Raw genomic sequence first — 11,651 nt, forward strand, 5'->3', positions numbered from 1 at the left:
CTTGCACCGTTGCCTTGCCTGATACGTTGCAGAAACCATGCCAGAGCGGGCAAACGGCTGTTTTTGGATGTTTGGGACTTCAGGCGCAGGCTTTGCCCTGTTCACCTTGCGACATGTCTGTCGCAAATGCGACGCCGTGGGCTGCGCCAAGATGCACGATCTGTCCGGCCAGACGTGTCACTTCATTCCGGTCATGGCTGACATAAAGGATCGGCAGTCCGAGGTCGTCGCGGATGCGCTCGATCAATACCATGATCTCGGCTCGGCGCAGTGCATCAAGCGAGGAGAGGGGTTCGTCCATCAGCAGAAAGCGCGCACCCGACAGCAGTGCCCGCCCGATCGCCACCCGCTGTTTCTCGCCGCCCGAAAGCGCCCCCGGCATTCGACGCAGCAGATGTCCGATGCCCAGCAATTCGCACACCTCGGAAAGGCTGATCCAGCGATCACGGGGCGCAGCCAATTGCCAGCCATAAAGCAGATTGGCCTCGACGTGGCGGTGCGGGAACAGGCGGTAATCCTGAAAAACATAGCCGCAGTGCCGCTTGTGAGGCGGCAAATCCACTCCCGCCGCGCTGTCAAACAGCACTTTTCCGTCCACCGCAATCCGGCCCGCGTCGGGCCGCACCAGCCCAGCAACCATATCCAGCAGACTGGTCTTGCCCGAGCCGGACGGGCCCGACAGAGCCGTCAGGGCGGCCCCGCTCGAAAAACGGGCGACGATTTGCCCCCCGCCCCGTTGCAGGAAAACATCGATATCAAAGCCCATGAACGTTTGCCCCCATCCGCCGCGAGAGCGCTTCGGAGGTCACCAGCGCGGCGAGCGAAAGCCCCACCGCGATCAGTGCCAGACGCGAGGCCGCCTGTTCGCCGTCCGGCGTCTGCAAGGCAGCATAGATAGCCAGCGGCAAAGTCTGGGTCTCACCCGGAATGTTGGAGACAAAGGTGATCGTGGCGCCAAATTCGCCCAGCGACCGCGCAAAACCCAACACCAGACCCGCCAGCACCCCCGGCATGGCCAAAGGCAGGGTGATCGTGGCGAACACTCTGGCGCGCGATGCCCCCAGGGTGCGCGCGGCCGCCTCCAGTTTGTGGTCCACCGCCTCGATCGAAAGGCGCATGGCGCGCACCATCAGAGGAAAGGCCATAACCGCGCTGGCCAGCGCCGCCCCTGTCCAGCGGAACATCAGCGTCACGCCCCAGTCAGCGAGCAGGCGCCCCGCCGGCCCCTGCGCTCCAAAGCCCAGCAGGAGCAGCCACCCGACCACCACCGGCGGCAGAACCAGCGGCAGATGCACCAGCGCATCAAGCACCACGAGTCCGGCAAAACGCCCCCTTGCCAGCAGCCATGCCACGCCAAAGCCCAGCGGCGCGGCGCCCAGAACCGATACCGCGCTGACCCGAAGCGAGAGGGAAACAATCCCCCATTCCTCGGCGGTTATCGGCCCGGTTGAAAGCGCCGCTGTCATGTATGAATCCGCAAGGTTGCACCCACCATCCGCGGATCGCCCGGTGTCCCCACGATCAGCCCGCTGTTGCCTGCCTGAACGGTCACGTTCTGAAGATAGTTGGCGTTGAACAGATTGCGGGAAAAAATTGCCACTTCCCAGCCCTTGGCAGTCCTATAACCTATGCTGGCATTGACCAGCGTGTAGCCATTGATGCGGGTATAGGCACTGTCGGTGGCATCACCGTAAATCGCGGTTCTCGCATTCAGATCGCCGCGCGCAAAGATCTCGCCCCTGCCAATGGGCTGCGTCCCCTCCACGCCCAGCAATCCGCTCCATTTGGGTAATCCGGGCAATCCCTTGCCCGACAGATCGCATCGAGAGGTTGATGATCCCGTCAGCTCGATCGGGCAAGGCCCGCTGGCATAGGAGACATAGCGTCCATCGGCATAGGCACCGCTCGCGCGCAACACAATGTGGCTGCCGACCCGTGCGGTGGCATCCATTTCGACGCCATTGACCCGTACCTGCGGTATGTTGGCCAGATAGGAACGCAGCGCCACCACCGCAGCATTATCAACCACATTGGCCTGAAAATCGCGGACATGGGTCGAATAAGCCACCAGATTGGCCACCACTGCACCCTTGAGCCAACGGGTTTTAACCCCCGCTTCGATGGTGATATCATGCTCCGGGCGTACAGTGACCGTGGAAAGGACCGGATCGCCATTGGCATGCCCCGCCACACCTGCGGGATAAACCGGCAGGCCCGACATATTGATCCCGCCCGATTTCTGAGCTTGGGCATAACCGACAAAAAGCATCACGGGATCGTACGGGCTCCACGCCAGATTGACCCTTCCCGATGCGCTGCCGTCCCTCACCCGCCCGCCATAGGTCTGGGCACGCAGGATCGAGTTCTTGTCGCCGACAAGGCCGGCGGTCAGGCCCGTCGTCAGCCCGCCTGATGTCGACACATCGTAAAAACCATCTTTCCATTCATAGGTATAGCGGATTCCGCCCGTCAACGCGAGGCGCGGGGTAAGATGGCCCGTCACCTCGCCAAAGACGCCCAGGCTGTCGGTGTTGAAATCGGTGGTGCCATTTGACTGATAGCCATCGAGCAGGTTCGAGGGCCGTCCCGAAGGCAACAGCCAATAGGTGGCCAGCGGACCATAGATGCTGATCGGATGGCCCACGATTTTCTGATGGAAATAGTAGAGCCCGCCCACGTAGTCGAGCTTCTTGCCCCATCTGCCGCCAGCACGAAGCTCCTGGCTGAACTGGTCCTGCCGCGAAGGGATATGCTGGACGGTCTGGATGACAAGACCGGTATAATCGCGGTCATTCGCCGCGTCCCAGTTCCAGAAACGCCAGGCCGAAACCGAGGTCAGCGTAAGGCCGCCCAGCTTCCAGTCGGCAATCGCGGAAACCCCACCCTCATTGGTATTCACCCCCAAAGCAGCATCGATATCGGTCAGACGCGCATAGGGATTGGTGCTGGGCGGTGTATAGCCAAGGCCTGCAGCCAGGGCAGCATATTGCTGCGCGGCGGGTTTGAGCGTGGGGGCAACCCGCACATAGACCTGCGTGCAGCAGGTGTTCTGAAAATTGCTCCAGTCCGCGATCAGGCGCAGCGAGAGATCCGAGGAGGGCGCGAAAAGCAACTGGCCTCGCAGCGCGTCATTGTGGACATCGTTGACCCATTGCCCGCTCTTGACGTTATAAATGACCCCGCCCCGCCGTGTTGCCATTCCTGAAAGGCGAAAGGCCAGCACATCGCCGAGCAACGGCCCGGTGAGCGCGCCCTTGAGCTGCCAATAGTCCTGATTGCCGATTGATGCCTCACCCTCCGCGCCGAATTGGAACGATGGCCTTTTGGTGGTGATGTTGATCGCGCCCGCTGTGGTGTTCTTGCCAAACAGCGTCCCCTGGGGACCGCGCAGCACCTCAACCTGTTCCAGATCGCTCATATCGAAGGCCGCCGTGGCCGGGCGGGCATGATAGACCTGATCAACATAGAAGCCCACGCCCGGCTCCAGCCCGTCGTTAGCCTGGCTGATCGCCACCACGCTGCTGCCAAGGCCGCGGATTGTAAAGGCGGTGTTGCGCGGATTAGGCGAGGAATAGTTCAGCGTGGGAACCAGCTGGGTCATCTGGTTGACATTCACGCTGTAGGTCCGGGTCAGAAGATCATCGCCCAGCACGGTCATGGCGGCGGGAACTTGCTGCGCATCCTCGATACGGCGCCGGGCGGTGACCATAATGGCCTCTCCCTTGCTCGGACCGAGAGCCTGCGAAGCCGGCTCTTCTGCCTGCGCCGGCGAACCGCAAAGACCGCTCGTCAAGATCGCCGCAATGGTCCATTTCCCGATCCGTCCCATTCTTCCTCCTTTATGCCCTTAACGGACAGCACGCCTTTTTCGCATGCCGGAGAGACCGGAAACGAGGCACCTCACCGTAACTTGGATCCGCTCTGACGGCGGCCCGGGAAGTCGGTCATGTGACGAAACGACCGTTTCACAAGTGGAATACGCAGAAACCATGCCAAGTTCAGAAACCGCGACTTTCCGCCAGAAGGCACGGCAAATATTGTCGGACTTCCGACAAAACCTGTTCTGCGGGGGAGGAAATCAGACAGACGGGTAAAAAAACGGCCCTGCTCCGGAATTGAGCGCCTTCGACGTTTCACTGTGGGCTTTGACTGATGTTTTTATCCGCTCGAATCCGGCATGAATGAAGACGAGGGCTATCCCCCCTTCGACATTGTCAAAGAGGGTGTCGATGTCGGATCCATCGCGGCCTGATTGATCGCGCGCCTGACCCTTCCCTTGCGTTTGCCGCGTTGGCGCGCCAGCCAGAACCACAGACCGGTAACAGCAAAGAACGGGAGGCTCAGGCTGGTGATGAAGAGGATGATCCGCCCGCCCATGCCAAAGAACGCGCCGCGATGGATTTCGAACATGCCTGCCATCACGCGGGCGCCTGCGGGGCGATGCGCGTAAAAGTCAGTGCTCAAAACCTTGCCGGTTGCACCATCCACCACCACCGCATCATCGGCGCGATTGTGCGTTGCGCCCTGCGGCAGGGCGCGAAACCGCAAGGCTGCCCCCTTCTCCGGCACAATCAGGGTGATCCTGGCATAAGCATGGCCTGAGGTGGCCTTTTGAAATCCTTGCCAGCCCAGCGCGAAATCGGGCTGTCCCTTGGCCGTCATCTTCTCTGCCCGCTCGCCGCCCAGCAGCGATTGAACGCCATGGCGATACCATTCGAATGACCACCACAGGCCGGTCAGCGCGCTCAGCAGATAGACCACCATCATCACACCGCCCAGCAGCAGGTGCAGTTCACGCCACCACCAACGACCGGACCGCCCGCGCGGAATGGTAAGCCATGCCCGCCAGTCGCGCGGCTTTGACGGCCAGCGCAGATAGAGTCCGCCAAGACCCAGGAAGATCAAAGCAATGGCCGCGCTGCCGGTGATGATCCGCCCCGGCCCCTTGCCGTTGCCCGGCATGGCCAGCCAGCGGTGCAGCCGCTCCACTGTGTCAAACAGGGCAGCCGCCGGAAGCGGGCCGAGCAGGCGTCCATCGCGTTGATCGAAGAGATAGGTCTCACGCCCTTTTGCCTGCCCACCCCCTTTTGCCTGCCCACCCTTGTCAAGGAAACTGATACGGGCGGGGACGGCGGGGTCACTGTCGATCTGGGCGCGGGCGATGCTCCTGCCGGGCTGCGCCCTGGCCGCGCGCTCCAGCAGGAGCACGGGCGCCAGTGCGGGCTGTCCGGTAGGGATCGCACCCGGTTTGATCAGCATCGCCTGTATCTCGTCCTGAAACGACATGGCCGCCCCTGTCAGGCCTATCAGCGCCAAAACGAGGCCGAGCGTGAGCCCCAGCCAACTGTGAAGCGTGAACATCCATTTGCGGAAGAGGATGCGAAAAGGCGGGCGAATCGTTGTGCTCATGGAAATCAGTTATTGCAATACACTCGCAATAGCAATAACTGCCGCCGCGAATTGCCGTTCCGGGGAATTCGCCAAGGGGAATTTACCATGCTGCTTCTCATCGCCGCCGCCAACGTCATCGCCATGGCCGAAGCGCCGCAGGCCGAGCGCCAGCTTGACGATGACATTGTGGTGACCGGGCGCCGCGAAATCCCCTATCGCGCCGAGGTCGTGCAGGTAGGCGCCTTTCGCAACCAGTCGCTGCTCGATACACCCGCCAATGTTGCCGTCATCACCCGCGCCCTGCTCGACGATCAGGGCGCCAAGGGGCTGGACGATGCGCTGCGCAACACGCCCGGCATCACCCAGCAATCCACCAGCCCCACCACCAGCAACAATTTCGCCTCGCGCGGGGTGCTGCTCAATGCGCGCACCAATTATCGCCTCAACGGCGCGCTTCAGATCATCAACCTCGGCCCGATCCCGGTGGAAAACAAGCAGCGGGTCGAATTGCTCAAGGGTGTTTCGGCGCTCTATTACGGGCTGAGCACGCCTTCGGGCATCGTCAATGTCGTCACCAAACGGGCGACGGACAGACCGGTGACCAGTTTCTATGTCGATGGCGATGCGGAAGGCAGCATCGGCGGCGGGGTGGATTTTGGGCGGAAGCTGGGCGCGGATCAGAGCATCGGCCTGCGCCTCAACGCCTATGGCTCGCATGTGGAGGTACCGATCAACGGGGTGAATGGCTATCGCTATCTCGCCAGCGGCGCCTTTGACTGGAAGGCCAGCGAAAAACTCTCCTTCAAGCTGGACGCCGAACATTACCGCCGCGCCACCGATGAGCCGGGCGGAATCACCCTGCCCGCGGCGGTCAACGGCACCATCACCCTGCCCGCGATCCCCGATCCGCATAACCGCTATGCGCCGGTCAATGCGCCCTATCGCACATGGGTAACCAATCTGCTGGGCCGGGTCGATTATCTGCTGGGCGGCACATGGTCGCTGCGCGCGGAAGGCGGCTATGCCGGCACCCGCCGCCAGCGGATGATCGCCAATATCGCGCGCTATAACGCCAGCACCGGCGCGGGCACGATCACCGCGACCTACACGCCCGATCAGGACTATTCCAATCTCTATTGGCGCGCCGAACTGGCCGGGGAAGCCAACACCTGGGGCATCCGCCACGAACTGCTCTTCGGCTATGCCCGCAACCGGCAGGTGCAGGCCGATCAGAACCAGCAATCCTATGCCGCCGTGGTACAGAATCTTTATGCGCCACAGCCCCTTTCGCTGACTTCGCTCATCCCCACCACACGGCGGCTGACAGCGGGCAGCGTGAATATCGACACCGGCCTTTATGCGATGGATCAGGCGCATATTGGTGAGAAAGTGCTGGTGATGGCGGGGCTGCGCCATGTCGATTATCGCACCAGATCGGCCAGCACCGATTTTGCCCTGCGCACATGGACGCCGACAGGAGCGCTGGTATTGCGCCCAACGGCCGCCACCAGCCTCTATCTCAGCTATATCGAAGGGCTGGAAAGCGCAGGCACCGCGCCCGACGGCACGATCAACGCAGGCGCGGTGATGCCTGCGGTGCGCAGTCGGCAATGGGAAGTGGGCGCACGCGCACAAGCGGGCGGGCTGATGCTCTCGCTCGGCTGGTTCCGCATCAATCGGGGGCTGGCCTACACCGATCTGGCCAGTAATACCTATGTCGTCAACGGACGCGCACTGCATCAGGGCGTGGAAGCCTCGGTGCAGGGCAATCTTTTACGCCAGCTCTCCGTCGCCCTTTCCGGGCAATATCTGGTGGCGCGCCAGCAGCAGACCGGCTCGAGCGCGCAGGACGGCAGGCTGGTGGACAATGCGCCGCGCTGGTCCGGCTCGGCCTTTGTCAACTGGCGCCCGGCGCCGCTGCCCGCTTTGGGACTGAATGCCGGTGTCTATTACACGGGCAAGCGCTTTACCGATGTGCTCAATCAAGGCGTGTTGCCCGCCTATGCCACGCTCAGCCTTGGCGCCAGCTACAGGCTGGCCCTGCCGAAGGGACGGGCCATGACGCTGCGCGCCAATGCCGACAATGTGACCGACAAGCGCTATTGGGCGACCGGCGGCAGCACGCTCTATGTCGGGGCGGCCCGGACGCTGCGCCTCTCGGCCAATGTCAGCTTCTGAGGATGGAGCCGACGGGTGCAGTTGCGATCCGCTTGCCGTAACGCCTCGGATTGAAGCTGGTCATAGTCTGGATGCCCATCCGCTCGACCATTTCGAGCTGGGCTTTCAGGATGATCGACATGCTCTTCCTCGTTTTCGAACCCGGCCGAAGCAAATTCATCTAATAGAGCAACTGATTTACCCTCACCAGGTCCTCAGCCTTGCTTCCAATCTGGGTTCGATGCCGAATGCAGCCATTGCCAACGGCCTGCAAAACGAATCACCTCAAGCGCCGATTTCACGGTCTGCTTACGCCGTCACATTTAACGAAATCGCCCGTTTTGACCCTCTACCTAAATGAGCAAACAGCCATCTGATCATAGAGCCTAATGCAGCGAATGGGCAGAGAAGTAGCAGCATTTTGCACCTTCGAACGCTCGCTTGCGCATGCGGACCCGAACACGATTCGCGGGATCTATAACCGGGGCCGCTACTGGGATGAGCGCGTGGAAATGCACCAATGGTGGAGCGATCATCTCGACGGATTGCGGGCTTCGAAAAGCAGCAAGCCTTCTCTGACGGAGAAGGCTTGCTCGTGATTGAGGTCGTCGATCCGGGACTGCTTCCGCATGACCGGCGGGTTCCGCTAAAACCGTTCATGCGGAAAGTCTTCCGGCGGATAATGACTACCTCAAGGTTCGATTGTCCGGGCACTGGCCGACTGCCAGCCTGCCGGGTCATGGATCCATTGGTTGATGGTCGACTCATGCCAGCCGGTGCCGCGCGTGCTGATGGGCACCTGCCGAGGAAAGGTGCCGTCCGCGATCTTGCGATAGAGCGTCGAGCGCGACAGCCCGGTGCGGGCCAGAACGGTTTTCAGACGAATGATGCGTTCGTTGCCAGTCATTGGACAGATCCTTTTTGCAAGGCCTGCCCGCCGCAGATCGGGAACAGTTTGGGGAAGGCGCAGAAGCAAGGCACGGCGCCCGCAGCCCGCATTAAAGCGGCATGCAGCGGTCTGTCAGGAAGGAAATTCATTCTGGACATAGGGAAGGCCTTCTCATTGGAAAACCTTCGCCGGGGTCATGAAGCGCGGGTGATGATACAGGTGGCCGGGCCCCATTTCAAGCTCAGCATCCTGGCGCATGGCGCAGTCTCAGGTCCGAAAGCACTCCAGAGTGAAGGAGTATTTGGGGGGAGGCCATTCCCCTGCCCTTTCGAAGCGCAACAAAGGTAGGTGGTACATGTACAACCAGAAAAAACATTTCCCTTTCGGTTGGTTGACGCCGCGTCTTTCGATGCTCGTGTGCACCGTACAACACGACACCGGAATCGTGTCATACACGGACGACAGCTACAAGAAGCTGATTTTCATGCGGAAATCATTCGCAGCACCCGTGCGTAGGGTCCATTACACCTTACGCCCTTCGGGGCGTGCGTCCGACCTCCCGCATGGGCCTGTCCCATGCGCCCGCAAAGGACTTTCAGGGGTGGGCAAACCACTGGCTTTATGGGATGATTCGTCGATGCCATGGGCGTCACCTTCGGGTGACATTGGCAACAGCGAAGCCGGTGCAAAAGGCCCTCGGGGTAAATCCCCGCGTGTCCTGGGGATCGTAAGGCCATGCAGGAGCGCGCGCGCCTTTTCGCCTTCGCCCAATTCAGTTGCGCGGGCCATGCAAGATGTTGTTAGGATGAGGTGATGAAGACCGATCTCGATCATCTGCCGGCCACCAAGCAGCGCGAACTCGAGCGTGTGGTGCAACTCCTGTTCGAGGAATTTGACGGCGCGCACATGGATGCGACCGGCAGGCGCAAAACGGGGAAGATCGTCAAGATTCTTCTGTACGGTAGTCATGCGCGTGGCGGCTGGGTGGACGAACCTCACACCGCCAAAGGCTACCGTTCGGACTTCGACCTGCTGATTATCGTCAGCCAGAAGGAACTGGCTGACCGTGCAGCCTACTGGACCCGGGCGGATGAACGGCTGATCGAGGAGATGATCGCCGGGCGGTTGCGGACGCCGGTCAATTTTATCGTCCATTCGCTTCAGCAGGTGAACGACGGTCTTGCCCATGGGCGGTTCTTCTTCATGGACATTGCCCGCGAAGGGATCGCGATCTACGAGTCCGATGATCGTGAGCTAAGCAGGCCAATACCACGGACGCCGCAGGCCAATCTCGATATGGCGCGGGAGTATTTTGAGGAGTGGATGCCCGGCGCGCTACAGTTTCTCGAAACGGCGAAATTCACCGCTGAGAAGGGATGGAACAAGAAGGCCGCCTTCCTTCTCCATCAAGCCACAGAGAGCCTCTTCCACGCGGTCCTTCTCGTGAGCACCCTGTATTCGCCACATAACCACAACCTCGTCTTCCTGCGGACTCAGGCTGAACGACTGGACCTCCGGCTTGTGGAGGCCTGGCCACGCGAATTGCGCAAGGACCGCGCCCTGTTCGAGAAGCTCAAGGACGCTTACGTCAAGGCAAGGTACTCGAAACACTACCGGATCACCGCCGAGGAACTGGCATGGCTGGGGGAACGGGTCGAGGTACTTGGCCGCATCGTTCACACCATCTGCACGGAACGTCTGGCCGCGTTGGAAGCTGCTGCAAAGGGGTGATGGCCTTTGGCCATCACCCCTTCGTTTACCCCGCCTTCGCACCTACGCCCGACCCTTGGGGCAACACACAGCCTCCCCACACCCTTTCCGCGCCTTGTCCTGCTTCGATGCCGGTCGTCTTTCTGTCAGGGCTCATCCAGACCCTCGGTGAGCTTGCTCAAAGCCCCCGCCAGAGCGGTTTCCACCTCCCCAATGCTTACCCCCAACCGGAAGGCGATGGCACCATGGCTGAGGCCATCAGCGGCGGAAAGGACATAGGCTGCCCTCTCCACCACCGGCAAAGTGTCGAGCAGGGCAATCAGGCGCTGGCGTTGCCCTACGGCCTGATCCTGAGGCCTGCCCCGGTGCGGTTGATCGCGCTCCATGGCCTATGCCCTGCCGCTGAGATCGGACATGCTACCGTTCCGGTCCAGGGACATTTCCGCCCAGGTCAGTGATCCCAGCCGCCTTGCGGTCTGGGTCCACAGAGACAGCGGGTGGCGGCTGGAGAAGTGCTGGTCACGCTCGATCCGCAAACCTAAGGGCAGACGCACCGAGGCCAGCTCGTTCAGCGAGAAATAGCCCAGCTCCGGACAGCCAAAGCCGAGATCGGCCACCCCGAATAAGGTATCGCCGTCTTCGTCCAGTTCGGTGGCCAGCCATGTTGCCGCACCGCAGGGATTGAACAGTTTGAGCACAGGCACCGGATCGGGCACGGGCGGATTGTCGCGCTGCGCCACCCTGTGGAGGGCACCATTGACCAGCAGCGCCACACGGATCTTTTCGGGAAGGAGGATCATGCTGCTGCCCTCCTTTCGGTGATGGAACCTTGCTCCGATTCAGCAGGCTCAGGCTCGGGCGCATCCCCGCTTTCCTTGCCGTCCTTGCTCAGCCTGTATTCGGCGTGCCTTGCCAGCAGCCATTCTGCCGCCTTGCTCGCCTGACTGGCGGCGCGGAAGATCGCCCGATTGTCCTCGCGCAGTACTTCCAGCCATGAACCGAGGTAATCGGCATGGCGCACGGTCGGCACAATGCCCAGCGCCGCACAGAGGAAAGCCGAACCCATTTCCGCCACCAGTTCCTCGCGGGCATAGTCCTTGCTGCCAAAGGGATTGGTGAGCTTGCGATCCAGCCGCGAACTATGGCCGGTCGCATGGCAAAGCTCGTGCAGGGCTGTGCGGTAATAATTGACCTGTTCAAAGAAAGCCGGTTGCGGGGGAACCTGCACATAGTCGGCGGAGGGGACATAGAAAGCCTTGCCCCCGCCGATATGGAAAGGCACTCCGGATGCGGCGATCACTTCCTCGGCAATCGGCACGATCTCGCGCTCAGGCAAGGGCGCAGGATCACCAAACAGGTCTTTGCCCTGCCCTTCGTCCAGCCCTTTGCCCAGCCCCTCACATTGCGCGAGTAGGGTAGGCCGGCAAGGTCTCAGAGAGAACATTGCTCGCCCCCCCTCCGAACCGGACGTGCACCTTTCAGCGCATCCGGCTCTCCACGACTG

The 11,651-nt window shown here is 61.4% G+C and carries 11 protein-coding genes; 2 read left to right on the plus strand and 9 right to left on the minus strand.

What is annotated here, in order from left to right; genetic code table 11:
* Positions 1-79: 79 nt before the first annotated feature.
* The 4 genes from FHW96_RS23240 to FHW96_RS23255 form a co-directional block, all read right to left on the minus strand.
* Positions 80-766, minus strand: coding sequence for a molybdenum ABC transporter ATP-binding protein (locus tag FHW96_RS23240; RefSeq protein ID WP_172342953.1), 687 nt, complete (start codon positions 764-766; stop codon positions 80-82).
* Complete coding sequence (gene modB / locus FHW96_RS23245; RefSeq protein ID WP_172342954.1) at positions 756-1,466, minus strand: molybdate ABC transporter permease subunit; 711 nt, start codon at positions 1,464-1,466, stop codon at positions 756-758. Before modB ends, FHW96_RS23240 begins: the two co-directional genes overlap by 11 nt.
* Positions 1,463-3,829, minus strand: coding sequence for a TonB-dependent receptor (locus FHW96_RS23250; protein WP_172342955.1), 2,367 nt, complete (start codon positions 3,827-3,829; stop codon positions 1,463-1,465). The genes modB and FHW96_RS23250 overlap by 4 nt, the downstream gene beginning before the upstream one ends.
* Positions 3,830-4,194: 365 nt before the next feature.
* Positions 4,195-5,409 carry a PepSY domain-containing protein gene (locus FHW96_RS23255; RefSeq protein ID WP_172342956.1) on the minus strand — a complete coding sequence of 405 codons (1,215 nt, stop codon included), beginning with the start codon at positions 5,407-5,409 and terminating at the stop codon, positions 4,195-4,197.
* Between the two features lie 87 nt (positions 5,410-5,496).
* Here FHW96_RS23255 and FHW96_RS23260 point away from each other — a divergent pair, with 87 nt between their 5' ends.
* Positions 5,497-7,569: a TonB-dependent siderophore receptor gene (locus FHW96_RS23260; RefSeq protein ID WP_172342957.1), complete on the plus strand. Its 2,073-nt coding sequence runs from the start codon at positions 5,497-5,499 to the stop codon at positions 7,567-7,569.
* Here FHW96_RS23260 and FHW96_RS26540 read toward each other — a convergent pair.
* The gene (locus FHW96_RS26540; RefSeq protein WP_256432893.1) at positions 7,559-7,690 is read right to left on the minus strand and encodes a hypothetical protein; all 132 of its coding nucleotides are present in this window, start codon (positions 7,688-7,690) and stop codon (positions 7,559-7,561) included. The two genes, FHW96_RS23260 and FHW96_RS26540, sit on opposite strands and share 11 nt — an antisense overlap.
* 549 nt (positions 7,691-8,239) lie before the next feature.
* Positions 8,240-8,455, minus strand: coding sequence for an AlpA family transcriptional regulator (locus FHW96_RS23265; protein WP_172342958.1), 216 nt, complete (start codon positions 8,453-8,455; stop codon positions 8,240-8,242).
* Between the two features lie 795 nt (positions 8,456-9,250).
* Here FHW96_RS23265 and FHW96_RS23270 point away from each other — a divergent pair.
* Positions 9,251-10,168, plus strand: a complete 918-nt coding sequence (locus FHW96_RS23270; RefSeq protein ID WP_172342959.1) for a HEPN domain-containing protein — start codon at positions 9,251-9,253, stop codon at positions 10,166-10,168.
* Positions 10,169-10,293: 125 nt separating this feature from the next.
* Here FHW96_RS23270 and FHW96_RS23275 read toward each other — a convergent pair whose 3' ends face one another.
* From FHW96_RS23275 to FHW96_RS23285, 3 genes are all read right to left on the minus strand, one after another.
* Positions 10,294-10,533: an RNA polymerase sigma factor gene (locus FHW96_RS23275; RefSeq protein WP_172342960.1), complete on the minus strand. Its 240-nt coding sequence runs from the start codon at positions 10,531-10,533 to the stop codon at positions 10,294-10,296.
* A 3-nt stretch (positions 10,534-10,536) separates the two neighbouring features.
* Positions 10,537-10,947, minus strand: a complete 411-nt coding sequence (locus tag FHW96_RS23280; RefSeq protein WP_172342961.1) for a DUF2958 domain-containing protein — start codon at positions 10,945-10,947, stop codon at positions 10,537-10,539.
* A partial coding sequence (locus tag FHW96_RS23285; RefSeq protein WP_253951186.1) for an ArdC family protein occupies positions 10,944-11,651 on the minus strand: 708 nt, incomplete at its 5' end. The genes FHW96_RS23285 and FHW96_RS23280, both read right to left, overlap by 4 nt.

It is taken from the genome of Novosphingobium sp. SG751A (genome assembly GCF_013149295.1).
Taxonomy (GTDB): domain Bacteria; phylum Pseudomonadota; class Alphaproteobacteria; order Sphingomonadales; family Sphingomonadaceae; genus Novosphingobium.

Coding starts and splice junctions, on each gene's coding strand:
- FHW96_RS23250 (WP_172342955.1), bottom strand. CDS start 3,829: ATGGGACGGATCGGGAAATGGACCATTGCGGCGATCTTGACGAGCGGT.
- FHW96_RS26540 (WP_256432893.1), bottom strand. CDS start 7,690: ATGTCGATCATCCTGAAAGCCCAGCTCGAAATGGTCGAGCGGATGGGC.
- modB (WP_172342954.1), bottom strand. CDS start 1,466: ATGACAGCGGCGCTTTCAACCGGGCCGATAACCGCCGAGGAATGGGGG.
- FHW96_RS23260 (WP_172342957.1), top strand. CDS start 5,497: ATGCTGCTTCTCATCGCCGCCGCCAACGTCATCGCCATGGCCGAAGCG.
- FHW96_RS23280 (WP_172342961.1), bottom strand. CDS start 10,947: ATGATCCTCCTTCCCGAAAAGATCCGTGTGGCGCTGCTGGTCAATGGT.
- FHW96_RS23265 (WP_172342958.1), bottom strand. CDS start 8,455: ATGACTGGCAACGAACGCATCATTCGTCTGAAAACCGTTCTGGCCCGC.
- FHW96_RS23270 (WP_172342959.1), top strand. CDS start 9,251: ATGAAGACCGATCTCGATCATCTGCCGGCCACCAAGCAGCGCGAACTC.
- FHW96_RS23240 (WP_172342953.1), bottom strand. CDS start 766: ATGGGCTTTGATATCGATGTTTTCCTGCAACGGGGCGGGGGGCAAATC.
- FHW96_RS23255 (WP_172342956.1), bottom strand. CDS start 5,409: ATGAGCACAACGATTCGCCCGCCTTTTCGCATCCTCTTCCGCAAATGG.
- FHW96_RS23275 (WP_172342960.1), bottom strand. CDS start 10,533: ATGGAGCGCGATCAACCGCACCGGGGCAGGCCTCAGGATCAGGCCGTA.